Source organism: Leifsonia sp. GW821-FHT13C05 (assembly GCF_058806515.1).
On sequence record NZ_JBXAPT010000002.1, the window covers coordinates 411,551 to 435,788 of the forward strand.

Below are 24,238 nucleotides of genomic sequence, written 5' to 3' on the forward strand. Positions count from 1 at the left end.
TGAAGCCTTGCCAACGATCGTTGTAGAAGTCATGCCGAAAGCCGAACTGCTCGACCCGCAGGGCAAGGCCGTCGCCGGCGCTCTCGCGCGCACCGGCAAGGGCCAGTTCACCGGCGTCCGCGTCGGCAAGCGGTTCGAGCTGACCGTCGACGGGCCGATCGACGACGCCACGCGCGCCGCCGTCGAGGAGATCGCGGGCGAGATCCTGTCGAACTCCGTGATCGAAGACGTCGTCGGCATCCACTACCCCGCAGAGGTCGACGCCTGATGCGCATCGGCGTCGTCACCTTCCCCGGCTCCCTCGACGACCGCGACGCCCTGCGTGCGATCCGTCTGGCCGGTGCAGAGCCGGTCGCCCTCTGGCACGGCGAGCACGACCTGCACGGCGTCGACGCCCTCGTCCTTCCCGGCGGTTTCAGCTACGGCGACTACCTGCGCTGCGGCGCCATCGCCAGCCTGTCGCCGATCATGACCGAGGTCGTGGATGCCGCAGGCAAGGGCATGCCCGTACTCGGCATCTGCAACGGCTTCCAGATGCTCGCCGAGGCGCACCTCGTCTCCGGCGGCCTGATCCGCAACGACCACGGCAACTTCATCCGCCGCGACCAGCACCTCACGGTCGAGAACGCCGACACCCCGTGGACGAGCGGGTTCGAGGCCGGCCAGGAGATCGTCATCCCGCTGAAGAACGGCGAGGGCGGCTTCATCGCGTCCGCCGAGGAGCTGAAGCGCCTCGAGGGCGAAGGCCTGGTCGTGTTCCGTTATAAGGGCGTCAACCCGAACGGCTCGCTCGACGACATCGCCGGCGTCCGCAACGAGCGCGGCAACGTGGTCGGCCTCATGCCGCACCCCGAGCACGCGGTCGAGCCCGGTTTCGGCCCGGACACCGATGCCGCGATGCGTTCCGGCATCGACGGTCTCACCTTCTTCACCTCGGTCATCCGCTCCACCCTCGTCGAGGCGTAAACAGCACCAGGGAGCTTTCCAACTTTCGGACGATTCGGGATGCACGCCGAACCGTCAGGCTGGAAGCATGACCCCTCGTGTGCTGTACAGGACGCTCGCGATCGCTGAGGCGATCACCTGGACCCTGCTGATCGCCGGGATGCTGCTCAAGTACGTGGCGAAGGTCGGCGACTGGCCGGTGCTCGTCGCCGGGTCCGTCCACGGGCTGGTGTTCATCAGTTACGCCGTCGCCTCCGTGCTGGTCGGCGTGAACCAGCGGTGGCGCATCCCGGTCATCGTCGTGGCGGTAGCATCGGCGATCGTGCCGTACGCCACCATCCCGTTCGACCTGTGGGCCGACCGCACCGGCCGCCTCGACGGCCGCTGGCGCACCACCCCCACCGACGACCCGCGCGACCACACCGCCATCGGCCGCCTGTTCCGGTGGATGCTCAACCACGTCCCTGTGCTCGCCGTCACGCTGGTCGTCCTCATCGCCGCGATCATGGGCACGCTGCTGATGATCGGCCCGCCGAAACTGAGCTGAGTGCGTGCAGGCAACCCGGCGGGCCACTCCGTGCGTCGATTGCTTTCGCCGCACCGAGGTGGAACGCTGAGTCCATGCATCGTGCCGGCTGGTCGTCTTTCGCTTTCCTGGTCGGCGCGCTGACCCTCCTGATCGGGGCATTCACCACGCACCTGCCGATCGAGCTCCTCGTGCTGAGCGGTGCCGCGACGCTCGCCGGACTCAACAACCTGCTGCGTGCGACGGTCAGCCGCGACGGTGAGAAGTCGAACAGCGCCGCCGCCGCAGAGACCGGCTCCCGCGGCTAGCGCCTCACCGCCGGAGCGATCGACGGCCCCCGGCCACCCCGCCCTCCGCACCCCTCCACCCCCGGTAGACTGGTCGCATCCCCGCCACCGTCTCCCCTCTTTGGAGTGCCAGCGTGACCGACACCACCACCACGCACGTCGTCGACACCGTCGAGAATGCGATCGCCACTCCCGAGCGCGAGCAGCCGTATGCGGCGCTCGGCCTGAAGGAGGACGAGTACGCGCGCATCCGGGAGATCCTGGGCCGGCGTCCGACGAGCGGCGAGCTCGCCATGTACTCCGTCATGTGGTCGGAGCACTGCTCGTACAAGTCGTCGAAGATGTACCTGCGCCAGTTCGGGCAGAAGGTCACCCCCGCCATGAAGAAGAACCTCATGGTCGGCATGGGCGAGAACGCGGGCGTCGTGGATGTCGGGGAGGGCTGGGCGGTCACCTTCAAGGTCGAGTCGCACAACCACCCCTCCTACATCGAGCCGTTCCAGGGCGCTGCGACGGGCGTCGGCGGCATCGTCCGCGACATCATCTCGATGGGCGCGCGTCCGGTGGCGGTCATGGACCAGCTGCGGTTCGGCGCCATCGACAACCCGGACACGGCGCGCGTCGTGCACGGCGTCGTCTCCGGCATCTCGTTCTACGGCAACTGCCTCGGCCTGCCGAACATCGGCGGCGAGACGTACTTCGACCCGGTATACCAGGGCAACCCGCTGGTGAACGCCCTCTCCGTCGGCGTCCTCCGCCACGAAGACCTGCACCTCGCCAACGCGTCCGGCCTCGGCAACAAGGTCGTCCTGTTCGGTGCCCGCACGGGCGGCGACGGCATCGGCGGCGCGAGCATCCTGGCGTCCGACACGTTCTCGGCCGGCGGCCCTACCAAGCGTCCCGCCGTGCAGGTCGGCGACCCGTTCGCCGAGAAGGTGCTCATCGAGTGCTGCCTGGAGCTGTTCCGCGACAAGCTGGTCGAGGGCATCCAGGACCTGGGCGCTGCCGGCATCTCCTGCGCGACGAGCGAGCTGGCGTCGAACGGCGACGGCGGCATGTTCATCGAGCTGGAGAAGGTGCTGCTGCGCGACCCCACGCTCACCGCTGAGGAGATCCTCATGTCGGAGAGCCAGGAGCGCATGATGGCCGTCGTCAAGCCGGAACTGCTGGATGCGTTCCTCGCCGTCACCGCGAAGTGGGACGTCGAGACCAGCGTGCTCGGCGAGGTTACCGACACCGGCCGCCTCGTCATCAACTGGCACGGCGAGGAGATCGTCAACGTCGAGCCGCGCACCGTCGCCGTCGACGGCCCGGTCTACGAGCGTCCCGTCGCATACCCGGCGTGGATCGACGCCCTGCAGGCCGACAGCGCCTCGCGCCTCTCCCGCCCGGCCGGCGGCGACGAGCTGCGCGACCAGTTCCTCGCCCTGCTCGGCAGCGCGAACCTGGCCGACAAGGGCTGGATCACCGACCAGTACGACTACTTCGTCGGCGGCAACACCGCCCTCGCCTTCCCGGACGACGCCGGAATGATCCGCGTCGACGAGGAGAGCGGACTCGGTTTCGCCATCGCCACCGACGCGAACGGCCGATACTGCCAGCTCGACCCGAAGCAGGGCGCCGTGCTGGCGCTGGCCGAGGCGTACCGCAACGTCGCGTCGTCCGGTGCTGTGCCCGCCGCCGTCACCGACTGCCTCAACTTCGGCAGCCCGGAGAACCCCGAGGTCATGTGGCAGTTCTCGCAGGCCGTCGAGGGCCTGTCGGACGCCTGCCTCGAACTCGAGATCCCGGTCACCGGCGGCAACGTGTCGTTCTACAACCAGACCGGCACCAAGCCGATCTTCCCGACCCCGGTGGTCGGTGTGCTCGGCGTCATCGACGACGTGGCCCGCCGCATCCCGAGCGGGTGGCAGGACGAGGGCGACAACATCTACCTGCTCGGCGTCACCCGCGAAGAGCTGGACGGCTCGGCCTGGGCCGGCACGGTGCACGGCCACCTCGGCGGACGCCCGCCGGTGGTCGACCTCGCCGGTGAGCGCAACCTGGCGGAGCTGCTGCACGCCGCCTCGCTGGAGAGCCTGGTCGCCTCCGCGCACGACCTCTCCGACGGCGGCCTCGCGCAGGCTCTCGCCGAGTCGGTCATGCGCTTCGGCGTCGGCGCCCGCGTGTGGCTCACCGAGATCATGGAGCGCGACGGCGTGGATGCGGCGACCGCCCTGTTCAGCGAGTCCACCGGACGCGTTCTCGTCTCCGTCCCGCGCGAAGACGACGTGAAGTTCCGTGGCCTCTGCGACGGACGCGGCATCCCCGCACTGCGCATCGGCGTCACCGACGCCGAGGTCGGCGCGCAGCCGGTGCTCGAAGTGCAGGACCTGTTCACCGTCGGCCTCGAGGAGCAGCGCGGCACCCACCGCTCGACCCTCCCCGAGCACTTCGGCCCGGTCGTCGCGTAGCGCGGCCGGCTAGGCCGGCTCGTCCACGAGTTCGGCCTGCCTGCGCGTGAACAGCCGCACCCGCTGCTGCGTCAGCAGGATGCCCGCGAGCACCACCACGGCGCCCACCGGCTCGTTCCAGCTGAGCGTCTCGCCGAGCACCAGGATGCCCAGCGCCACCCCGACCACCGGCGTCACGTACGTCACCCCGGAGGTCGCCGTCGGACCCCACGCGCGCAGCACGTTCATGTTCCAGATGTAGACGACGCCCGTGCCGAGCGCGCCGAGCGCGAGCAGACTGAGCAGCACCGGCCAGCTGAACGTGATCGGACCCCAGGCGATCACCGGCGTCAGCACGAGCATGATGGCCGCCGCGACTCCGATGTTCATCACGGCGATGGTCGTCGCCGGCATCGCCCTGTGGCTGATGAACCGGCGGATGTAGCCGAAGCTGAAGCCGTAGCAGGTGACGGCGCCGAGGCAGGCGAGCTGCCCCCAGACGCTGCCGGAGAGGGCAGCGATCTGCCACGGGCCGACCACGATCACCACGCCGAGCACGCCGATCAGCACCCCGAGCACCTGGTCGCGGTTCAGCTTCTCCACGCGGAACGCCGCCGTGACCAGGATGGCCGTGGTGATCGGCGTGACCGCGTTGTAGATGCTCGCCAGGCTCGACGACACGTACTGCTCCGCCCAGGCGAACAGCAGGTACGGGATGACGCAGTACGTGATCGCCACCACCAGGAAGTGCAGCCACACGATCGGCTCGCGCGGGAGCCTGCTCCTGGTGATGATCGCGATCACCGCCAGCGTCACCGCGCCGAAGACCAGGCGCGCCCACACCACCTGCCCGAAGCTCACACCCTCGAGCCCTACCTTCATGAACAGGAAGCTGGCTCCCCAGACGAGACCCATGGCGATGAACTGCAGTGCGACCTTCACGGTCTGACGCTATCGGTCCCCGCCGACGTCCGCTCGCACGAATCGGACATGGCGCAGCATCCCGCATGCATCCCGCATGCATCCCGCATGCATCCCGCATCCCGACCGGTCTGTCTCCTGTTGGTATCGTTGGCCGTCGAAGGGGAGGCATTCATGGACGTGGTGGCTGTATTGCAATCGATCGGCGTCTGGGTCTGCCTGATCCTGGCGCTGACCGGCCTCATCCCGGTCATCGCAGCAGCGGCGACGTTCGTCGTCATCCCGTTCCACGCCTTCATCAACCACTACGGCAAGGCCAAGCCGTACCTTCCGCGCGTCGCCATCGTGGTGCCGGCCTGGAACGAGGGCGCGGTGATCGGCGCATCCATCGACCGGCTGATGAAGCTCGACTACCCGCGCGAGGCGCTCCGCATCTTCGTCGTCGACGACGCGAGCACCGACCTGACCCCGGATGTGGTGCGCGAGAAGGAGGCCCTCTACCCGGGCAACGTGGTGCTGCTGCGTCGAGACAAGGGCGGCGAGGGCAAGGCGCACACGCTGAACCACGGCATCCGGGAGATCCTCAAGGACGACTGGATGGAGGCCCTCCTGATCATGGACGCCGACGTCATCTACCTCCCGGACTCGCTGCGCAAGATGACCCGCCACTTCGCCGACCCGGAGGTGGGCGCCGTCTCCGCGTACATCCGCGAGGGCAGCAGCGACCGCAACTACCTGACCAAGTTCATCGGCGTCGAATACGTGCTGTCGCAGCCGGCAGCGCGCCGCGCCCAGAACGTGCTCGGCGCGCAGGCCTGCCTGGCGGGCGGCGCGCAGCTGCACACGCGCGAGAACCTGCTCGCCATCGGCGGTCAGATCGACACGTCATCGCTCGCGGAGGACACGATCACCACGTTCGAGACGCAGCTCAAGGGTCGCACAGTGGTGTTCGAGCCGCACGCGCACGTCCTCGCGGAGGAGCCGCGGTCGGTCGACGCCCTGTGGAAGCAGCGGCTGCGCTGGGCGCGCGGCAACGTGACGGTGACGGCGCGCTACAAGAACATCTGGTTCCGCCCGAGCGGCAACCACCACCTGGGCGCGTGGACGTTCGGCATCGTCTGGTTCAGCCTGTGGCTGCTGCCGCTCATCATGATCGTGTCGTCGATCGGCCTGGCCGGACTGCTGTTCCTGCAGGCCGAGTTCGCCACGAACGTCTTCCGCGTGCTCTGGATCTCCGCGGCCCTCGCCTACCTGTTCATCCTGATCCTGGGCTCGCTGACGGATGCGAAGACCAGCAAACGCGAGCTGGGCCAGATCCTGCTGTTCCCCGGCATCGTCAACATCCTGGTGATGCTGACGGCGCTGTTCCCGAAGGTGATGCTGGTCTGGCTGCCCGGCCTGTTCGGCGCCACCCTGGACGGGCCGGCGCTGTTCTGGCTGACGCTCGCCATCTACATCTGGATCCCGTTCTCGATGGTCGTCGCGTGGCTCGCCCGCAAGGCGGACCGCACCCGCGCGGGCGCCTGGCTCGCGCCCGCGCTGATCTACCTGGCCGGGTACGGTTCGCTGCTGTGCGCGATCACGTTCGACTCCTACCTCAAGGAGCTCGCCCACGTCGAGGCGCGCTGGGACAAGACCGAGAAGGTCGGCAGGGTCGCGACGAACTGAGGCGCGCGTCGCCTATTCGACGATCGTGACCTTCACCGGGATGTTCCCGCGGGTGGCGTTCGAGTACGGGCAGAGCTGGTGCGCCTTCTCGGCGAGCAGGTCGGCCTGCTCGCGACCGACGCGCGGGATGTAGACGTCGAGCTCGACCGCGAGCCCGAACCCGCCGTCCCCGTTCGCCCCGATGCCGACGCTCGACGACACGGACGCATCCGTGGTGTCCAGCTTCTCGCTGCGCCCGGCGGCGTGGATGGCGCTGAGGAAGCACGCGGCGTACCCGGCGGCGAACAGCTGCTCCGGGTTGGTCCCCTCGCCGGAGCCGCCCAGCTCCTTCGGCGGACGCGTGTCGAAGTCGAGGAGGTCGTCCTCGCTGCGGACGTGGCCGTCCCGTCCCCCACCAGTGGCGTGCGCGATTGCGGTGTAAGCGATATCCATGCCTTCAGCACACAGCAGCGCTCTGAACGGGCGCTGGGAGGGGTGTGGGAGGGGTGGGTGTATGGGTGGCTACCGCCCCAGCGGGAACCGCTGCCCCGAGTACTCCTCCAGCAGCGCCCACACCCGCTCGCCGACCGCCCGGTCGCGCGTGGTCGGCGTCGCGAGCGCGCGGGCCGGCACGCCCTTGGTCACCCAGCGCGGGCCGAGGAAGTCGCCGCCGCGCACCTCCGGGTCCAATGCTGCGCGCACCGGAACCCAGGCGCCGTGATCTTTGCCCTGGGTCCACGCCGCCTGCAGGTTGTCCGCGAAGCGCTTCACCTTCGACGGCTGGTTGACGCCCCGGATGCCCGGGGTGCGGCCAGAGGTCGAGTATCCGGGATGCACGACGACACTCGCGATGTCCGCACCGGCGGCGCGCAGCCGGCGGTCGAGTTCGAAGCCGAAGACCTGCGCGGCGATCTTCGATTGCGCGTACGCCCTCCACGACGTGTACGAACCGTCGAGTTGCAGGTCGTCGAGCGGGAAGCGGGCGAGAAGTGTCGCGAGGGAGCCGAGGGTCACGATTCTCGCTCCCGGGGTGCGTTCGAGCACAGGCAGGGCGAGCGCCGTCAGCTGGAAGTGGCCGAGCACGTTGGTGGAGAGGACGAGTTCGTTGCCCCGCGCATCCACTGCCCGGTCGGCGGGTGCGTGCACGATGCCGGCGTTGAGGAGCAGCACGTCCAGCCGCTCCCGTTCCAGCAGCGCGGCGGCGGCCTCGGCGACCGAGGCGTGGTCGGAGACGTCGAGCGGTGTCGCCTCGACGCTCGCGCCCGGCACGCGGCGACGGATCGCGGAAACGGCCGCCTCCGCCCGTTCCTGGCTGCGGCAGGCGAGCACGACGTGCGCCCCTGCTGCCGCGAGCTGTTCGCTCGCGAAGTAGCCGACTCCGGCGTTCGCGCCGGTGACCACGACCGTCTTGCCGTGCACGTCAGGCACGGCCTCCGGGTGCCAGGTCACTTGGCGCTCTCGGTGGCGATCCGTTCGTGGTGGTGGATGACTTCGGCGACGATGAAGTTGAGGAACTTCTCGGCGAACGCCGGGTCGAGGTGGCTCTCCTCGGCGAGCGCGCGCAGGCGCTGGATCTGCTCGCGCTCGCGCTCCGGATCGGCGGCGGGGAGCCCGTGCTCCGCTTTCAGCGCGCCGACCTGCTGCGTGAACTTGAACCGTTCGGCGAGCATGTGCACCACCGCCGCGTCGATGTTGTCGATGCTCTGCCGGATGCTGTGCAGCCGCTCGATCGCTGCGGCGGCGTCCTCGTTCTGACCCATCCTCCGACTTTATCCGACAGGGCTGTATACCACTGGCCCACGCCGGACCGTGCGGCTACAGCGACGGCGACGGGTCGGCCAGCACGCGCGTCAGCACCGGCCTCGTTGCGCGCGGGCCGAGCCACACCAGCAGGATCCCGGCGGCCAGGCAGCCGGCGATCATCAGGATGCTGGCGGGCGCCACGATCAGGCTGATCCCCGCGAGCGGGAAGATCACGACCGCCGCCGTCACCGCAGAGCCGATCGTCGTGATGCGGAGCGGGGAGAGCACGGCGCGGGAGCGGGCGGCGTTCATCGTCTCCACGGGCATCCCGAGCCTGTCGAGGCTGACGTACACGGCCCTGCGGTCAAGCACCGCCGACGCCTGGTTCACGCCGACCGAGCAGGCCACCATCAGGAATGACGCGACCACCGTGATGATGACGCCGGTGCGGATGTCCGCGAACAGCTGCAGGGATGCGGCGTCCGCCTTCCCGCTGTCGGCCGCGACGCCGAGCAGGGCGACCCCGACCCCCGCGAAGACGGCCATGAAGCTGGTCATCGCGACACCGGACACCTGCCGCCAGGCCGCCTTGGGCGACTCCAGGATGCTGCGGGCGGCGAGCAGTTTCGTCACCGTTCCCGCACGCTTGGCCTGACCGGAGGCGACCAGCCTGATCACCCACGGTCCCACCAGGTTGAGCACCGCGATGGTGCTGCCGAACCCGACGGCCAGGATCGTCAGGATCACGCCGAAGCCGGAGACCAGCTGCACGATGTACATCGCCACGAACGTCACGGCGACCACCGCCAGGCCGACCACCACGCGCACCCAGTGCATCCTGGGCGCCGTCTGCCTGGTGCGGACTCCGAGCGGCGACAGGATGACGCCGCGCAGCCCGACCACGGCGCTGACCGCGGCGAGCGCCCCGACGGCGACCACCACGAGCACGACGAGCAGTGGATGCAGGAACACCGCAGCAGCGCCGAGCGGCTCCCCGCGGAACGGGATGAGCCCCACCAGCGGCACGGCGCCGAGCGAGATCACCACCCCGGCGAGCGCACCGACCAGCGCGAGCACGGTCGACTCGATGACGGTCAGGGCGGTGACGGTGCCCGGCGTCGCGCCGAGCAGGCGCAGGCTGGCGAGCCTGTCGTCCCTGCGGCGGGCGGAGAGCCGCGCCGCAGAGCCACCGAGCGCCACCAGGGGCACGATCAGCAGTGCGAGGGCGACCACGGCGAGCAGCTGGTAGAGGAAGGCCGTCTCGTCCGTCCAGGAGAAGAACGCCTGGGCGCCGCCCGCGACGACGAGCAGCAGGGCGGTGACCACGGCGAAGGCGACGACGGGGAGCACGATGGTCGCCCGGTCGGTGGCGGAGCGACGGCCGAGCAGCCAGGCCAGTCTGAGGGTGTTCATCGGGTGACCGCCTCGTCGACGATGCGGCCGTCGGCGAGCCGCAGCACCCGGGAGCAACGGGCCGCGACCTCCTCGTCGTGGGTGACGACCACGAGCGACCGGCCGCGGCCGGTGGTCGAGCCGATCAGCGCATCCATCACCTCGACGGACGTGTGCGAGTCGAGTGCCCCGGTCGGCTCGTCGGCGAAGACCACGGATGCCCCGGTCACCTGGGCGCGCGCGATGGCCACCCGCTGCGCCTGCCCCCCGGACAGCTGGCCGATGCGACGTGTCTCGAAGCCGGCGAGACCCAGGGCTGCAAGCCAGCCTGCGGCGTTCTGCTCGGCCACCGAGCGAGCGGCGCCGCCGAGCATCAGCGGGAGGGCGACGTTCTCGATCACGGTCAGCTCGGGCAGCAGGAAGCCCTGCTGGAAGACGAACCCGAACGCCTCCCTCCGCAGCCGCGACCGCTCCTTCTCGCCGAGCGCCGTCACGTCGAGCGGGCCGTGCGGGGTGGCGAAGGTGACGCTCCCCTCGTCCGGCCGCACGATGCCGGCGAGCACGTGCAGGAGCGTGGTCTTGCCAGAGCCGGATGCGCCCATGATCGCCACGGAGTCGCCCACGTTGAGCCGGAAGTCGACTCCGGCGAGCGCGACGGCCGTGCCGTACGCCTTGGTGAGTCCGATGGCGGAGAGGGCCGGGTGCCGCTGGACGCTGGGATGCTGCTGGGCGCTGGAAAGGGAGGTCATGCATCCATCGTCTCCGTGTGCCGCGCCAGGCACATCGGCCGCGGGCCTCATCCTGGGCGGCGGCGCGTCATCCTCCGGATGGAGAGGAGGTGCGCCCCGGGTCTTGCGCAGGTCGCCCGTCAGGAATATTCTCTACGCATAGATCATCTACTCCTAGACAGAAAGGCACGATCATGTGGAGCACCGAGCACACCGCGGAGACCACGCTCTCCCGCGACGCCGTCTGGGCCGCACTGCGCGACCTGCACACCGGAGACCTCACTTACGAGGGCGCCGACGCGTTCGAGCTCGACGGCCCGTTCGCCGTCGGAACCGAGCTCACCATCACCCCCGTCGGCCAGGACCCGTTCCGCTCGACCATCGTCGACCTGGTCGAGACGGAGACCTACGCCGACCGCACCGAGTTCGGCGACATCGTCCTCACCTTCCGCCATACGCTCGTCGACACCCCGACCGGCACGCGCGTCACACACCGCCTCGACATCACCGGCCCGGGCGCCGACGAGGTCGGTCCCGAGCTCGGCCCGCAGATCAGCGACGACTTCCCCGAGTCGATGGCCGCCCTGTTCGAGCAGGCGGCGCTCAGAGCATGACCGACTTCCCCGAGGGTCCGACCACGAGTCCCGGCTTCCTGCTCTGGCACGCCACCCTGCGCTGGCAGCGCGCGATGGCCGACGCGCTCACGCCGCTCGACCTGACGCACGTGCAGTTCGTCATCCTCGCATCCACGTGGTGGCTGAACGGCACGGACGAACGGCCCAACCAGGCGCGCCTGTCCGACTTCACCGGGTCGGATGCGCGGATGACCTCCGAGGTGGTCCGCCGCCTGATCGCGAAAGGGCTGATCGACCGCGAGCAGGACCCGGCGGACTCCCGCGCCAAAGTGCTGCACGTGACGGAGACGGGACGTGCCGTGGCGGCTTCAGCGATCCAGGCGGTCGAGTCGGCGGACACCGAGTTCTTCACGCCGGCGACGGCAGCGGCACCGGATGCGCTGCTCCCGCTGCTGCACGCGCTCAGCGGTCGCTGAGCACGCCTCCGTCAGTCGACCAGGTCGTGCCGCACGACGATCTCGTCGCGCGCCGGCCCGACGCCGATCGCCGAGATGCGAGCGCCGGACAGCTTCTCCAGCGCGATCACGTAGTCCTGGGCGTTCTTCGGCAGGTCGTCGAAGGTGCGCGCTCCGCTGATGTCCTCGGTCCAGCCGGGGAACTCCTCGTAGATCGGCACCGCGTGGTGGAAGTCGCTCTGCGAAGCAGGCACCTCGTCGTGGCGCACGCCGTCGACGTCGTACGCCACGCAGACCGGGATGCGCTCGATGCCGGTGAGCGTGTCCAGCTTGGTGAGCACGAAGTCGGTGACGCCGTTGATGCGCGCCGTGTAGCGGGCGACGGGAGCGTCGTACCAGCCGGTGCGGCGCGGACGGCCGGTGGTGGTGCCGAACTCGAAGCCGCGCTCGCGCAGGAACTCGCCCCACTCGTCGAACAGCTCGGTCGGGAACGGCCCTGCGCCGACGCGGGTCGTGTACGCCTTCACGATGGCGATGACGCGGTCGATGCGGTTCGGGCCGATGCCGGATCCCGTCGCCGCTCCGCCCGCGGTGGAGTTGGAGGAGGTGACGAACGGGTACGTGCCGTGGTCGACATCCAGCATCGTGGCCTGGCCGCCCTCGAACAGGACGTACTTGCCGTCTTCGAGGGCCTGGTGCAGCAGCAGGGAGCTGTCGACGACCATCGGGCGCAGGCGCTCCGCGTAGCCGAGCAGCTGCTCGACCACCTCGTCCACGCTGATGGCACGGCGGTTGTAGACCTTGACCAGCAGGTGGTTCTTCTGGTCGAGGGCGCCCTCCACCTTCTGGCGCAGGATGTTCTCGTCGAACAGATCCTGGATGCGGATGCCGACACGGTTGATCTTGTCGGCGTACGTGGGGCCGATGCCGCGGCCGGTCGTGCCGATCTGGCGCTTGCCGAGGAAGCGCTCCGTGACCTTGTCGATCGTGCGGTGGTAGGACGTGATGACGTGCGCGTTCGAGCTGACTTTGAGGCGGGAGACGTCGACGCCGCGGGCGATCAGCCCGTCCAGCTCCTCGAACAGCACCTCGATGTCGACGACGACGCCGTTGGAGATGACGGGCGTGACGCCCTCGGTCAGGATGCCGGAGGGGAGCAGGTGCAGCGCGTACTTCTCGCTGCCGACGACGACCGTGTGGCCGGCGTTGTTGCCCCCGTTGAACTTGACGACGTAGTCGATGCGGCTGCCGAGGAGGTCGGTCGCTTTGCCTTTGCCTTCGTCGCCCCACTGGGCGCCGATGATCACGATCGCGGGCACTTTTCGGTCCTCTCGATGGGATGTGCGCGCCGGTGCCCATCGGGCTGACCGTCGCACTCGATCCTATCGCGCCATTATCTTGCACAGTCGTGTGCAAGAAGAGTAGTATCCAATGCATGCCTTCCTCCACGACCCGCGCTCCTCGGCGCGACGCAGCAGCGAACAGGGAGGCGATTATCGCCGCGGCGGCCGCCGCGCTCAACGAGGACATCGACGCCTCGCTCGAGACCATCGCCGCCCGCGCCGGCCTCAGCCGCCGGGCCATCTACGGCCACTTCGCCACCAGGGACGACCTGCTCGTCGACGTCTTCACACGCGGGGCAGCCCGCCTCGCAGCACTGCTCGACCCCGTCTCCCATCCGGATGCGCGGGTCGAGATCGCACTGTTCGGCGCGACCCTATGGGCCGAGGTCGAGCACGTGCGCGTCAGCGCAGCCCTCGCCGTTCGCGGCCCGCACCGCGAGATCGTCGGCGCAGCGCTCGACCCGGCCCGCGAGCGGCTGCGCGACACCGTGCGCCGCGGCATGGCGGCGGAGCAGCTGCGCACCGACCTCGACCTCGAGACCGTCACCAGGCTCATCGAGAACGCCGCCGTCTCCGTGCTCGACGAGGCGATGCGCGCCAAGCTCACTAACAGCGAAGGCCACAGGCTCGTGATGCTCGCCGGACTCAGCGCAGCCGGTCTGAGCTGGCGCGAAGCCGGCGCCCTCATCGCCGAAACCCCCGAACTTGCCTTCCAGGAGGTCACAGCATGAAGATCGTGCTCGATCGCGTCGCCAAGGGCGCGCACAACGCCGCCCTGCCCCCGACCTCCGCGACGTTCCAGACCGGAGAGGTGACGCTCGCCAGGGCGGAGACCGAGCAGCGGCCGACCGTGCTCGGACTGATCGCATCCGGCCGGATGCGCCCGGACGCCGGAACCGTCACCATCGACGGCGCCAGCGACTACTCCGCCATGCGCAAGCGCATCGCCCTCATCGACGCACCGGATGTGTGCGAGCCCGCCGCCGACGTGACGGTCGCCGGGATCGTGGCGGAGGAGCTGATGTTCGCCGGGCGCGCATCCAACCCCATCGCCGTCAACAGGAGACTGAACGAGCTGGGCGCGTCAGAGTGGGCGCGGTTCGCGATCGGCACCGTGCCGCCGACCGTGCGCATCCGGTTGCTGGCCGAGCTCGCGCTGATGCGTAAGGGTGTGGATGGGCTCGTCATCACGTCGCCGGACCGGCACGGCGGCGACCCGAACGAGTGGTGGGAGCTCGCACGCCGGATCGCGGCCCGCGACATCGCCGTGCTCGTCGTGGCCGGCGACGCCTCCGCTGCCGCCATCGCGGCGTCCGGCATGATCTCCCGGATGGGCGAGACGGCCACGCAGGGCCCCGCCAGCACCTTCGACGAAGACCCTGGACGCGACGACACCGACGAGCTGCCCGACCTCATCGTCGCCCCAGCACTCGAACAGCGCGGCACCGACCGCGCGGAGGAAGCCGAATGAAGATCCCCCAGATGATCGCGGCGGAGTTCCGTCGCCTCACCGCCAGCCCGATGTCGATCGTGGCGCTCATCGCGCTCATGTGCGTCCCCGTGCTCTACGGCGGGCTGTACCTGTGGGCCAACCAGAACCCGTACGCGAACCTGAACAAGATCCCCGCGGCCATCGTGATGGACGACAGCGGAACGACGGTCGACGGCAAGACGGTCAACTACGGGAGCGACGTGGCCGACGAGCTCATCAGGGACGGCTCGTTCGACTGGCACAGGGTCGAATCCGGCTCCGCGGCGAGCGGCGTCGACGACTCGAAGTACGACTTCAGCATCACCTTCCCCGCCAACTTCTCCGAAGCGCTCGCCTCCGCCTCCACGAAGACGCCGCACCGCGCGACGGTGACGCTCACCACCAACGACACCAACAGCTATCTGGCGTCCACGATCGGCACGCAGGCCGCGGAGAAGATCCGCACCTCCATCGTCAAGAAGGTCAACCAGCAGGCGGCGGAGCAGTTCCTCCTCGGTCTCGCCGACATCCGCTCCAACCTGGTCACGGCCGTGGATGGGGCGAACCAGCTGGTCGACGGCAGCGAGACGGCGCGCTCGGGCGCATCCACTCTCGCCGACGGCACCAGCCAGCTGGCGACGGGCTCGCAACAGCTGTCGGATGCGCTGGCCCAGCTCTCCGGAGGAGCAGCGCAGGTGAGCGACGGCGCCGCCCAGGTGGCGGCCGGAAACGACCAGCTCGCCGCGAAGGCGACCCAGGCGGGAACGGCGGCGGCCCAGCTCGCGGCCGACGCGCCGGCGGTCGGGCAGCAGTTGCTCGACCAGCTGAAGCAGGCCGGAGCGACGCAGGAGCAGCTCGACCAGGTGTCCGCTGCTCTCGGCAAGATCGACGCCAAGGTGCAGGACGGCAACACCCAGGTGCAGACGCTCGTCGGGCAGGTCAACCAGCTCGCGGCGGGCGCCGACCAGGTCGCATCCGGAGCGTCGCAGGTGGCGTCCGGCTCCACGCAGGCCGCCGGTGGCGCCGCCCAGCTCGCGGACGGCAGCAAGCAGGCCGCATCCGGCGCATCCCAGTTGCGCGACGGCCTCACCACGCTGCACGACGGCACGGCGAAGCTGCGCGACGGCCTCACCGACGGCGTCGGCCAGATCCCGGACAACTCCCCCGCCCTGCAGAAGAAGCAGGCGACGACCATCGCCGACCCGGTCAACCTGAAGAACGACTCCATCACCTCTGCGGGAACCTACGGGGCCGGCCTCGCGCCGTTCTTCGTCGCCCTGGCCGGCTGGATCGGCATCTACGCGCTGTTCCTCATCGTGAAGCCGGTTTCCCGCCGCGCCATCACGGCACTGCACTCCCCGGTGAAGATCACCCTCGCGGGCTGGCTCACCCCCGGCCTGCTCGGCGCGGTGCAGATGATCGGCCTGTTCGCCATCGTGTCCGGCGCGCTCGGCTTCCGCATCGACAACCCGCTCGGGATGTACGGGCTGATGGCGCTGGCCTCCCTCACGTTCGCCGCGATCATCCTGGCCCTGAACGTCTGGCTGGGCAGCGTCGGCCAGTTCCTCGGCCTGGTGCTGATGGTGCTGCAACTCGTGACGGCGGGAGGCACGTTCCCCTGGCAGACCTTGCCTGGACCACTCGCCGCACTGCACCACGTGCTGCCGATGTCGTACGCCGTGGACGGCATCCGGCAGCTGATGTACGGAGGCAACCCCGCCACCGCACTGGCGGACGCCGGGGTGCTCGGCCTGTGGCTGCTCATCGCGCTGCTGGTCTCCGCCATCGGCGTGACCCGGATGACGCACTTCCGCACCCTGCGCGATCTGAGGCCGAGCCTCATCGGGTGACGGTGCCAGGCGGTATGGTGTCCGCGTGAGCGAGACCCTGCGCATCCTGCACCTGAGCGACACGCACCTGTACGGCGACGGCCGCCTGCACTACGGGCTGGTGGACACGCTGGCGGCGCTCGACCGGGTGCTGGCGCGCGCCGCGACCATCGAGGCGATCGACCTGGTGGTCGCCTCCGGCGATCTCTCCGACGACGGGAGTGCAGAGTCGTACCGGCTGCTGGCCGGGCGGCTCGAGCCGTGGGCGTCCGAGCGGGACGCGCGGGTGGTCTACGCGATGGGCAACCACGATCTGGCCGGGCCGTTCGAGCAGGTGCTCGGGCCTCGCGAGGCGGTCACCGTCGTCGACGGCTTCCGGGTCGTGACCGTGGACACCGTGGTGGCCGGAGCCGGGTACGGCCGCATCGACGCCGCCCGGTTCGACCGGCTGCGGGCTGCGCTCGCCGAGCCGGCGGAGCACGGAACCGTGGTGGTGCTGCACCACCCGCCCGTGCCGCCGACCACCGGCCTGTTCGAGACGCTGCGCCTGGTCGACCCGGAGGCGCTGATCGACCTCTGCACGGCCGCCGACGTGCGCCTCGTGCTCGCCGGGCACTACCACCACTCGCTCGTCACGGAGATGGGACCTCGGCGCATCCCGGTCGTGGTCGCGCCTGCGGTGGCGAACACGACGGACGTGCTGTGGGCGCCGGAGCGCGAGCGGGCCGTGCGCGGTTCCGGCTTCGCGGTGGTGCAGCTGCCGGTCGCCGGGCCGGTGCGTGCTCACCTGGTCTCCGCACCAGCGCCGGACGACGGCGAGACGGTCTACGACCTCGACCCGGCGGCCATCCAGCGGATCGCCGACAGCGCGGGATGGTCGGTGCGCGCATGAGCGAGGCGGCGGGATACTCCGGCACCCCGCTGTGGAAGAAGCTCGGCCTCAAACCGGGCATGACGGCACAGGTGCTGCACGCCGACGACGGGTGGCGCATCCCGCTCGACGGCGCGCCGGACGACATCGTCTGGCTCCCGGAGGGCGACGATGGCCCGGCCGGGCTGGTGCTCGCCTTCTATCGCGGCGCCGGCGAGTTCCTGGCCGAGCTCGACGGCATCGGCGACCGCATCCGCCCCGACGGGATGCTCTGGGCGGCCTGGCCGCGCAAGGCGGCCGGACACGTGAGCGACCTCGACGAAAACCTCATCAGGAACGCTGCACTCGAACGCGGGCTCGTGGATGTGAAGGTCGCGGCCGTCGACACGAACTGGTCGGGGCTCAAGCTGGTGTGGCGGCGCGAGAACCGCTGAACGACACGTGCTGCAGCACCCAGGCGTGCATCGCGACCGCGGCGGCAGCAGACGCGTTGATCGACCGCGTCGAGCCGAACTGCGAGATCTCCACCACCGCATCCGCGGCGTCGATGGCCTCGGGTGAGAGCCCCGGCCCCTCCTGGCCGAACAGCAGCACGCACTCCTTCGGGAACGCGAACGTCTCGATGATGACCGACCCGGGAACGTTGTCGATGGCGATGATCGGCAGTGACGCATCCCGGGCCCAGGCGACGAACGCGGCAACGTCGTCGTGGTGCACGACGTGCTGGTAGCGGTCGGTGACCATCGCGCCGCGCTTGTTCCAACGGCGGCGCCCGATGATGTGCACGGTGTCCGCGGCGAACGCGTTCGCGCTGCGCACGATCGAGCCGATGTTCATGTCGTGCTGCCAGTTCTCGATGGCGACATGGAACGGATGGCGGTGCTGGTCGAGGTCGGCGACGATGGCTTCCATGCGCCAGTACCGGTAGCGGTCGATCACGTTGCGGGTGTCGCCGTGCTGCAGCAGGTCGCGGTCGTAATACTCGTCCACGGGCCACTCGCCCTGCCAGGGACCGACGCCGTGCGTCGTCTGCTCGGCTGTCCCATCCACCCGTCGAGCGTACCGCGCGCCACCGAGCGAATAAGCTGTACCCGTCGAAAGGGGATTGCGTGGCGCGACGCGACGAGATCGAATGCTGGCTCACCGACATGGACGGCGTGCTGGTGCACGAGAACCACGCCCTGCCAGGAGCTTCCGCCCTCATCCAGCAGTGGCGGGACGACGGCACGCCCTTCCTGGTGCTCACCAACAACTCCATCTTCACGCCGCGCGACCTCGCGGCCCGCCTGCGCGCATCCGGACTGGATGTGCCGGAGGAGTCCATCTGGACCTCCGCACTGGCGACGGCGGACTTCCTCAAGTCGCAGATCCCCGGCGGCAGCGCCTACGTGATCGGCGAGGCCGGCATCACGACCGCGCTGCACGAGGCGGGCTTCATCATGACCGACACGAACCCGGACTACGTGGTCGTCGGCGAGACCCGCTCGTACTCGTTCGACGCGATCACCAAGGCGATCCGGCTCATCGGCAAGGGCGCGCGCTTCATCTCCACCAACCCGGATGCGACGGGCCCGAGCGCGGACGGCCCCCTGCCCGCGACCGGCGCGGTGACCGCGATGATCACCAAGGCGACCGGCATGGAGCCGTACGTGGTCGGCAAGCCGAACCCGATGATGTTCCGCTCGGCGATGAACCGCATCGGCGCGCACTCGGAGAACACGGCGATGATCGGCGACCGGATGGACACCGACATCGTCGCGGGCATCGAGGCCGGACTGCACACGATCCTGGTGCTCACCGGGATCAGCGACCAGAGCGAGATCGACCGATACCCGTTCCGGCCGGACGAGATCCTGACCGGCGTGAGCGAGCTGGTGGCGGAGCCGCACGAGACCGACCTGTAAGGGGTCGGGCCCGGGGCCCGTTACGGCGGGGTCGGGGCCGGTTGCGGCGGGCTCGGGGCCCGTCGTGGTGGGTGCGGCGCCGGTTGCGCTAGGCGGCCGGGCCCGGTCCGGCGACGGACGACGTGAGCGGCTCCCCGCCCGACCGGCTGGCGAAGCAGTAGAACGAGCGCTGCCCGTCCTTCCACTGCTGCTCCGTGGCGGGGAAGGTGCCCTGCAGCTGCAGGTCGGGATACGCGGCGGCCGCAGCCAGATCGACGATCCCCGGCTGCGTGCAGACCGCATTGATCTGCCCGGCGAGAGCGTCGGCACCCGGATACGGCGCGGCGATGTCGGCCGAGAACAGGTTCGTGTACACCAGCTGCGCGGTATGCGGCGCCGCGCAGTCGACCACGGTGAACGTCTCCACCCACGGCGACGTGTACGGCTGGATGCACTCCCCGCCGCCCAGCGTGTTCCAGGCGTGCGTGCCCGGCCCGACGGGCCCGGCCGGCTTGGCCTGCACGGTCGGCGTTGGGGTCGGCGTCGGAGTCGCGCTCGGTGTCTTGCTCGCGGTCGCGGAGGGGGACGGCTTGGCGTCGGCCCCGAACATCTGCGGGATGCGTGTACCGAGCGCGAACAGGCCGATCAGCACCAGGATTACGGCGAGACCGCCCGCCACCCAGTACAGGATGCGGTTGACGCGGTGCGAGCCGCCGCGGCCCGTGGGCGGCGGCGCGGTGGGGCTGGTGGGAGCGGCGGGGCCGCCGGAGCGTGGGGGTGTGGGGCCGGAGGCTGTGGGAGTCTGGCCGGTGGCTACCGGCGCGGGGGCGGCTGGCGCCACCGGCGGCGCGAGGGCGATGGTCTCCGCCGTCGCGGGGGAGGCGAGCTCGGGGAAGAGGATGGTCGCCGCCGTGGGTGCCTGGCCCTCCTCGTCGGTGTCGCGGGTGTCGTCGTCCTGCTCGCTGTCGTGGTCGTCGGGGGCTCCCGCATCCACTGCCGCGGTCGATCCGGTGAACGGTGCGGGCTCGCTCGCCTCGCCGATGCTCTCGGCGTCGAGGGGCTGGGTGGCCGGGGACGGCAGAGCGCCGAGCAGCAGCGTCGCCTCCTCGATCGGCGGGACCGTGGCCGGAGGAACATCCGGGATCGAGTCGGTGTCGGTGGGAGCAAGCTCGCTGGGCTCCGGCTCGCCCGGCTCGGGGTCACCGGGCCTGGCGCGGAGGAGTGCGGCGATCTCCGCCGTGTCGAGCTTGGCCGTGGGGACGTCGGCCTGGCTCGGCTCGGGGGTGGCGGTCGGCTCGAAGAGGCGCGACGCGTCCGGGGGCGGGAGCACGGGCGGCGTCGGCGGGACGGGAGGCGCAGGAGGCGTGAAGGCGGCGGGCGCAGCGGGCGCGGCTTCCGGAGGCGTCAGTGCGCCGGGCGGGATCGGGATGATGCCAGTGGTGTCGCCGATTACCGAACGGCTGGTGGAGGTGGGCTCTTCGTCGTCCTCGCCGAAGAAGCCGAGCAGCGCGGCGAGGCCGTGGCTCTCCTCCTCGGGCTCGCCTGCCGACGTCGGTTCTGGCTCGGGTGCGGGCTCCGGCTCTGGCTCAGGTTCTGGCTCAGCTTCCTGCGCTGGTGCTGGCTGCGCAGGCACCGGCTCGGGCGTCACGGGGACAGCAATGGATGGGCGGAACAGCGGCGGCTCTGCTGGTTCGTCCGGCGTGGCTGAAGTGGGTTCGACGGGTGCAGCGGGCTCGGCGGCGGTGAGCTCGGGTGCGACCGCGGGCTCGACGGGTGCAGCAGGCTCAGCGGCGGTGGGCTCGGGTGCGACCGCGGGCTCGGCGTCGATGTTCCACACGGGGGGCTGCGGGAGGCGGAGCGATTCGTAGAAGCTGGGCGGCTCGAAGGTGGTGGTGTCCGGCGGGGTCGGCTCGCGGCGCTCCGGCTCGGCTGCCTCCGGTTCCGCGGATTCCGTGTGGGACGACGACTCGTAGGAATCGAACGACGGCACCGGGATCACCGGCGGCACCGCCGGCGCTGCGGGAGCGATCGGCTCCGCCACGGGCTCCGCGACGGGCGCGGACTCGTCGGGGGTTTCCGCCTGCTCGGTGCTGGTGTCGTCGAGGTGCCAGACGGTGCTGGAGGCGGGCTGGGCGGGCTCGTCCACGAGAGGGTCTGTCCCGACGCCGGGCGTGAGGTGCCAGCTGAAGCCGGAACCCTGCTCGGGCTCCTCGACCGGTTCGGCTGCCTGCTCGGGCTGCACCGGACCCTCGGCCGGGAGCTCAGGCTCGACCACCGGGTTCAGGAACAGCTCGAACGTGTCCTGGGCGTTCGGCGCCTCGTCGGAGCGGTGCTGTTCGGTCTCGGGAACCACGGGCAACGCGACCGTCGGTTCTGCGGCCTCTGGAATGACGGGCAACGCGACCGTCGGCTCTGCGGCCTCCGGTTCGTGGCTGGGCACTGGAGCGTTCTCCGGCGCGACATGGGCGGCGGGGACGGCAGGAGCATCCGGAGTATCTGCGTCCGGAGCGTCCGGAGCACCAGCATCCGGCGCATCCACCCCACCCGCATCCGGCGTATCCGCCGCATCCGCCTGCTCCGCCGGGCGCGCCACGCGCCGCCCGCCGGTGAGCTGCTGCAGCAGCCATTCCGAACTGCCGAACTCGGGTTCGTGCGTGTCGGGGCGCTCGTCGCCCTCGGCGTCGTCCGATCCCGGGTGGCGTTCGTCGGTCACTACTCGAGCCCCAGGTCCTTCAGGCCGATGGCGGCGAAGTACGGGTAGCCGGCCTCTTCGATGACCTCGCGCGCGCCCGTGTTGCGGTCGACGACGACGGCGACGCCGACGATCTCAGCGCCGACCTTCTTCAGCGCTTCGATCGCTTTCAGCGGCGAACCGCCCGTCGTGGACGTGTCTTCGAGCACGATCACGCGCTTGCCGGCGAGGTCCGGGCCCTCGACCTGCTTGCCGCGGCCGTGGTCCTTGGGCTCCTTGCGGACAACGAACGCGTCGTACGCGAGCCCGCGGGCGGCGCCCTGGTGCAGGATCGCGGCGGCGACGGGGTCTGCGCCCATCGTCATCCCACCGACCGCGAACACGTCGGGGACGTCGGCGATGAGGTCGATCATCACCTGGCCGATGAGGGGCGCGACACGGTGGTCGAGGCTGACCTTGCGCAGGTCGACGTAGTAGCTCGCCTTCTTGCCGCTCGTGAGTGTGAAGTCCCCGTGGAACACGGCTTCGGCCGAGATGTAGTCGATGAGCTGCTGTCTTGCGTCGGTCACGTCCCCGATTCTAGGGGGGAACACGGCGAAAACGCCTCCCCACCAGGCCGTGACCCGTGGCTGTCTGCGGTGGCCGATACGATCGAGGCATGCGCGTTGCGACCTGGAATGTGAACTCGATCCGCACCCGAGTGGGCCGTACCGTCGACTGGATGGTCCGCGAAGACGTGGATGTGCTGGCCATGCAGGAGATCAAGTGCAAGCCGGAGCAGTTCCCGATGCAGCAGTTCGAGGATGCCGGATACGAGGTGGTGCTGCACGGGCTCAACCAGTGGAACGGCGTCGCGATCGCGAGCCGTCTGCCGATCGAGGACGTCGAGATCGGCTTCCCAGACATGCCGGGCTTCCTCAAAGGACACGAGGGCCCCGACCTGCCCAAGGAGGCGCGGGCGATCGGTGCGACCATCGGCGGCATCCGGGTGTGGAGCCTGTACGTGCCGAACGGCAGGGCGCTCGACGACCCGCACTTCCACTACAAGCTCGACTGGCTGGCCACCCTCGCCGCGGACACCCAGCGCTGGCTCGCCGAGCAGCCGGACCTGCCGCTCGCGCTGATGGGCGACTGGAACGTCGCCCCGCTCGACTCCGACGTCGGCGACCCCAGCCTCATCCCGGGCGTCTCGACCCACATCTCCCCGCCGGAGCGCAGCGCGTTCAGCGCGTTCGAGACGATCGGGCTGACGGACGTCGTTCGCCCGCTCGTGCCGGAGGGCTACACCTACTGGGACTACAAGCAGCTGCGTTTCCCGCGCAACGAAGGCCTGCGCATCGACTTCATCCTCGGCTCCAAGCCGTTCGCCGATCTGGTCACGTCGGCGAGCATCCACCGCAACGAGCGCAAGGGCGAAGCCCCGAGCGACCACGTGCCGGTGCTGGTCGAACTCGACCTCGGGGGCGACGAGGACGACGACGACCGGCCGATGATCTTCGGATAGGGGTCGGCGGCGCGTCTGCGGTCGGAGAATATCCTGACATTCTGCGTTTGTGACGGTTTCCTGGTCGTGATTCCCCATCGACGGGGACCTCACGAATGGACGTGAAATGCGGAGAATCGCTGACGACTTCCGGCCCAACGCCGCCAGCATCACCATCCTCGGCATCGGAGCGGGTCTCCTCGCGGCCGGCGCGATTCTGGCCGTCGCGGGGATACCGGGTGCCGACGGCGGCTCCCAGACACTCTTCCTCCTCGCGACGGTGGCGGCGCTCGCGGCAGCCGTCGTGGGGTTTCTCGTCAACCTTCGGCGGGACGGGAATACCCTCCTCAGCACGGGCATCCCCAACGCCGCCCTAGCGTGCGCAGTCGGAGTCGTGGTAAACGTTCGACGACAGCGAGAGTAGCCTGCCCACGCTCAGCGCAACGCCCGCAGGTAGCGCCGCTTGGCGACGCGCTGCGCGACCAGCAGCACCGGGAACAGTGCGCGCCACGGCTGCTGCGGCGCCGCCCTGGTCAGCGAGCGCACCACGATGCGCACCTCGTCGCCGTTGCGCTCGACGATGAACGCCTCCTCGCCGGCAACCGGATGCCCGGGGAGCGTGCGGTAGGAGAATCCGACGCGATCCGGGTCGTCCACCACGCGCACCACCTCCACCGGCTCCGTCACGGTGACACCGAGGACGCGCGCGGTGATCACCTGCCGCTGCCCCGGGATCACGCGCGGCGGGTCGGCCGTGCCGCCGACCAGGAAGCCGCTCGCCGTCTTCACCCGCCAGCGCAGGATGTCCGCGGCCGCGCGCATCCACTGCTCGTCTCCGGAGCCGATGGGGGCGGAGACCTCCGAGCGTCGGTAGCCCGGAACGCTGGGCGCCCAGTGACGGAACGCTGGGGTCGTCCAGCCCTGGTCGTCAGCGTCGTTCACGAGGCGAGCGTAACAAACGTCCATATCGCCTAGAATTGATATTGGTATTCGGAACACTTTTGGGTCAGTATTT

General features: G+C 70.0%; 27 protein-coding genes. 16 read left to right on the top strand and 11 right to left on the bottom strand.

The annotated features are described in order from the left end of the window. The first annotated feature begins 7 nt into the window (after nucleotides 1-7). From AC1ROC_RS08530 to purL, 5 genes are all read left to right on the top strand, one after another. The gene (locus tag AC1ROC_RS08530; RefSeq protein WP_055898292.1) at nucleotides 8-268 is read left to right on the top strand and encodes a phosphoribosylformylglycinamidine synthase subunit PurS; all 261 of its coding nucleotides are present in this window, start codon (nucleotides 8-10) and stop codon (nucleotides 266-268) included. Next, a complete protein-coding gene (purQ, locus tag AC1ROC_RS08535; RefSeq protein WP_085371445.1) occupies nucleotides 268-966 on the top strand; it encodes a phosphoribosylformylglycinamidine synthase subunit PurQ in 699 nt (232 codons plus the stop codon). Before AC1ROC_RS08530 ends, purQ begins: the two co-directional genes overlap by 1 nt. 67 nt (nucleotides 967-1,033) lie before the next feature. Then, nucleotides 1,034-1,492 (top strand): DUF3817 domain-containing protein, encoded by a 459-nt coding sequence (locus AC1ROC_RS08540; RefSeq protein ID WP_085371446.1) that lies wholly within the window; start codon nucleotides 1,034-1,036, stop codon nucleotides 1,490-1,492. A 74-nt stretch (nucleotides 1,493-1,566) separates the two neighbouring features. Next, nucleotides 1,567-1,779 (top strand): hypothetical protein, encoded by a 213-nt coding sequence (locus AC1ROC_RS08545; RefSeq protein WP_085371447.1) that lies wholly within the window; start codon nucleotides 1,567-1,569, stop codon nucleotides 1,777-1,779. A 113-nt stretch (nucleotides 1,780-1,892) separates the two neighbouring features. Next, nucleotides 1,893-4,211: a phosphoribosylformylglycinamidine synthase subunit PurL gene (gene purL, locus AC1ROC_RS08550; RefSeq protein ID WP_492999482.1), complete on the top strand. Its 2,319-nt coding sequence runs from the start codon at nucleotides 1,893-1,895 to the stop codon at nucleotides 4,209-4,211. Nucleotides 4,212-4,220: 9 nt separating this feature from the next. Here the strand turns inward: purL and AC1ROC_RS08555 are convergent, their stop codons facing one another. Then, nucleotides 4,221-5,132, bottom strand: coding sequence for a DMT family transporter (locus AC1ROC_RS08555; protein WP_434949947.1), 912 nt, complete (start codon nucleotides 5,130-5,132; stop codon nucleotides 4,221-4,223). A 153-nt stretch (nucleotides 5,133-5,285) separates the two neighbouring features. On the opposite strand from AC1ROC_RS08555, the gene AC1ROC_RS08560 reads away from it, so the two are divergent. Next, complete coding sequence (locus tag AC1ROC_RS08560; RefSeq protein ID WP_492999484.1) at nucleotides 5,286-6,779, top strand: glycosyltransferase family 2 protein; 1,494 nt, start codon at nucleotides 5,286-5,288, stop codon at nucleotides 6,777-6,779. 12 nt (nucleotides 6,780-6,791) lie between these two features. Here the strand turns inward: AC1ROC_RS08560 and AC1ROC_RS08565 are convergent, their stop codons facing one another. From AC1ROC_RS08565 to AC1ROC_RS08585, 5 genes are all read right to left on the bottom strand, one after another. Next, a complete protein-coding gene (locus AC1ROC_RS08565; RefSeq protein WP_085371355.1) occupies nucleotides 6,792-7,211 on the bottom strand; it encodes an organic hydroperoxide resistance protein in 420 nt (139 codons plus the stop codon). A 69-nt stretch (nucleotides 7,212-7,280) separates the two neighbouring features. After that, nucleotides 7,281-8,207: an SDR family NAD(P)-dependent oxidoreductase gene (locus AC1ROC_RS08570; RefSeq protein ID WP_492999487.1), complete on the bottom strand. Its 927-nt coding sequence runs from the start codon at nucleotides 8,205-8,207 to the stop codon at nucleotides 7,281-7,283. After that, the gene (locus tag AC1ROC_RS08575; protein ID WP_085371357.1) at nucleotides 8,204-8,518 is read right to left on the bottom strand and encodes a chorismate mutase; all 315 of its coding nucleotides are present in this window, start codon (nucleotides 8,516-8,518) and stop codon (nucleotides 8,204-8,206) included. The genes AC1ROC_RS08570 and AC1ROC_RS08575 overlap by 4 nt, the downstream gene beginning before the upstream one ends. A gap of 55 nt (nucleotides 8,519-8,573) precedes the next feature. Beyond that, nucleotides 8,574-9,914 carry an FtsX-like permease family protein gene (locus AC1ROC_RS08580; RefSeq protein ID WP_492999489.1) on the bottom strand — a complete coding sequence of 447 codons (1,341 nt, stop codon included), beginning with the start codon at nucleotides 9,912-9,914 and terminating at the stop codon, nucleotides 8,574-8,576. Further along, nucleotides 9,911-10,642 carry an ABC transporter ATP-binding protein gene (locus AC1ROC_RS08585; protein WP_492999491.1) on the bottom strand — a complete coding sequence of 244 codons (732 nt, stop codon included), beginning with the start codon at nucleotides 10,640-10,642 and terminating at the stop codon, nucleotides 9,911-9,913. The genes AC1ROC_RS08580 and AC1ROC_RS08585 overlap by 4 nt, the downstream gene beginning before the upstream one ends. A 173-nt stretch (nucleotides 10,643-10,815) precedes the next feature. Here AC1ROC_RS08585 and AC1ROC_RS08590 point away from each other — a divergent pair, with 173 nt between their 5' ends. After that, entirely contained in the window at nucleotides 10,816-11,235 is a 420-nt protein-coding gene (locus AC1ROC_RS08590; protein WP_492999493.1) for an SRPBCC family protein, read from the top strand. After that, nucleotides 11,232-11,672, top strand: coding sequence for a MarR family winged helix-turn-helix transcriptional regulator (locus AC1ROC_RS08595; protein ID WP_492999495.1), 441 nt, complete (start codon nucleotides 11,232-11,234; stop codon nucleotides 11,670-11,672). The genes AC1ROC_RS08590 and AC1ROC_RS08595 overlap by 4 nt, the downstream gene beginning before the upstream one ends. A gap of 11 nt (nucleotides 11,673-11,683) precedes the next feature. Here AC1ROC_RS08595 and AC1ROC_RS08600 read toward each other — a convergent pair whose 3' ends face one another. After that, a complete protein-coding gene (locus tag AC1ROC_RS08600; protein WP_085371362.1) occupies nucleotides 11,684-12,970 on the bottom strand; it encodes an adenylosuccinate synthase in 1,287 nt (428 codons plus the stop codon). Between the two features lie 116 nt (nucleotides 12,971-13,086). On the opposite strand from AC1ROC_RS08600, the gene AC1ROC_RS08605 reads away from it, so the two are divergent. The 5 genes from AC1ROC_RS08605 to AC1ROC_RS08625 are packed head-to-tail and all read left to right on the top strand — an operon-like array spanning nucleotide 13,087 to nucleotide 17,599. Then, nucleotides 13,087-13,725 carry a TetR/AcrR family transcriptional regulator gene (locus tag AC1ROC_RS08605; protein WP_434949964.1) on the top strand — a complete coding sequence of 213 codons (639 nt, stop codon included), beginning with the start codon at nucleotides 13,087-13,089 and terminating at the stop codon, nucleotides 13,723-13,725. After that, a complete protein-coding gene (locus tag AC1ROC_RS08610; RefSeq protein WP_492999498.1) occupies nucleotides 13,722-14,465 on the top strand; it encodes a hypothetical protein in 744 nt (247 codons plus the stop codon). The genes AC1ROC_RS08605 and AC1ROC_RS08610 overlap by 4 nt, the downstream gene beginning before the upstream one ends. Next, nucleotides 14,462-16,315 (top strand): YhgE/Pip family protein, encoded by a 1,854-nt coding sequence (locus tag AC1ROC_RS08615; protein ID WP_434949968.1) that lies wholly within the window; start codon nucleotides 14,462-14,464, stop codon nucleotides 16,313-16,315. The genes AC1ROC_RS08610 and AC1ROC_RS08615 overlap by 4 nt, the downstream gene beginning before the upstream one ends. Nucleotides 16,316-16,340: 25 nt before the next feature. Continuing rightward, nucleotides 16,341-17,186, top strand: coding sequence for a metallophosphoesterase (locus tag AC1ROC_RS08620; protein ID WP_168690437.1), 846 nt, complete (start codon nucleotides 16,341-16,343; stop codon nucleotides 17,184-17,186). Then, nucleotides 17,183-17,599 carry a DUF3052 family protein gene (locus tag AC1ROC_RS08625; RefSeq protein ID WP_492999500.1) on the top strand — a complete coding sequence of 139 codons (417 nt, stop codon included), beginning with the start codon at nucleotides 17,183-17,185 and terminating at the stop codon, nucleotides 17,597-17,599. The genes AC1ROC_RS08620 and AC1ROC_RS08625 overlap by 4 nt, the downstream gene beginning before the upstream one ends. On the opposite strand, the gene AC1ROC_RS08630 is transcribed toward AC1ROC_RS08625, so the two are convergent. After that, the gene (locus AC1ROC_RS08630; protein WP_492999502.1) at nucleotides 17,568-18,215 is read right to left on the bottom strand and encodes a TrmH family RNA methyltransferase; all 648 of its coding nucleotides are present in this window, start codon (nucleotides 18,213-18,215) and stop codon (nucleotides 17,568-17,570) included. The genes AC1ROC_RS08625 and AC1ROC_RS08630 overlap by 32 nt on opposite strands. A gap of 59 nt (nucleotides 18,216-18,274) precedes the next feature. Here AC1ROC_RS08630 and AC1ROC_RS08635 point away from each other — a divergent pair, with 59 nt between their 5' ends. After that, a complete protein-coding gene (locus AC1ROC_RS08635; RefSeq protein ID WP_143466093.1) occupies nucleotides 18,275-19,069 on the top strand; it encodes an HAD-IIA family hydrolase in 795 nt (264 codons plus the stop codon). Between the two features lie 88 nt (nucleotides 19,070-19,157). Here AC1ROC_RS08635 and AC1ROC_RS08640 read toward each other — a convergent pair whose 3' ends face one another. Then, nucleotides 19,158-21,761 carry a hypothetical protein gene (locus AC1ROC_RS08640; RefSeq protein WP_492999504.1) on the bottom strand — a complete coding sequence of 868 codons (2,604 nt, stop codon included), beginning with the start codon at nucleotides 21,759-21,761 and terminating at the stop codon, nucleotides 19,158-19,160. Beyond that, the gene (gene pyrE / locus AC1ROC_RS08645) at nucleotides 21,761-22,309 is read right to left on the bottom strand and encodes an orotate phosphoribosyltransferase (RefSeq protein ID WP_085368122.1); all 549 of its coding nucleotides are present in this window, start codon (nucleotides 22,307-22,309) and stop codon (nucleotides 21,761-21,763) included. The genes AC1ROC_RS08640 and pyrE overlap by 1 nt, the downstream gene beginning before the upstream one ends. Nucleotides 22,310-22,398: 89 nt before the next feature. Here pyrE and AC1ROC_RS08650 point away from each other — a divergent pair, with 89 nt between their 5' ends. Together AC1ROC_RS08650 and AC1ROC_RS08655 are read left to right on the top strand one after the other, a co-directional pair. Further along, nucleotides 22,399-23,244 (top strand): exodeoxyribonuclease III, encoded by an 846-nt coding sequence (locus tag AC1ROC_RS08650; RefSeq protein ID WP_085368124.1) that lies wholly within the window; start codon nucleotides 22,399-22,401, stop codon nucleotides 23,242-23,244. A gap of 106 nt (nucleotides 23,245-23,350) precedes the next feature. Continuing rightward, a complete protein-coding gene (locus tag AC1ROC_RS08655; protein ID WP_085368127.1) occupies nucleotides 23,351-23,647 on the top strand; it encodes a hypothetical protein in 297 nt (98 codons plus the stop codon). A gap of 11 nt (nucleotides 23,648-23,658) precedes the next feature. On the opposite strand, the gene AC1ROC_RS08660 is transcribed toward AC1ROC_RS08655, so the two are convergent. Beyond that, nucleotides 23,659-24,165 carry a DUF1990 domain-containing protein gene (locus AC1ROC_RS08660; RefSeq protein WP_492999506.1) on the bottom strand — a complete coding sequence of 169 codons (507 nt, stop codon included), beginning with the start codon at nucleotides 24,163-24,165 and terminating at the stop codon, nucleotides 23,659-23,661. Nucleotides 24,166-24,238 lie beyond the last annotated feature (73 nt).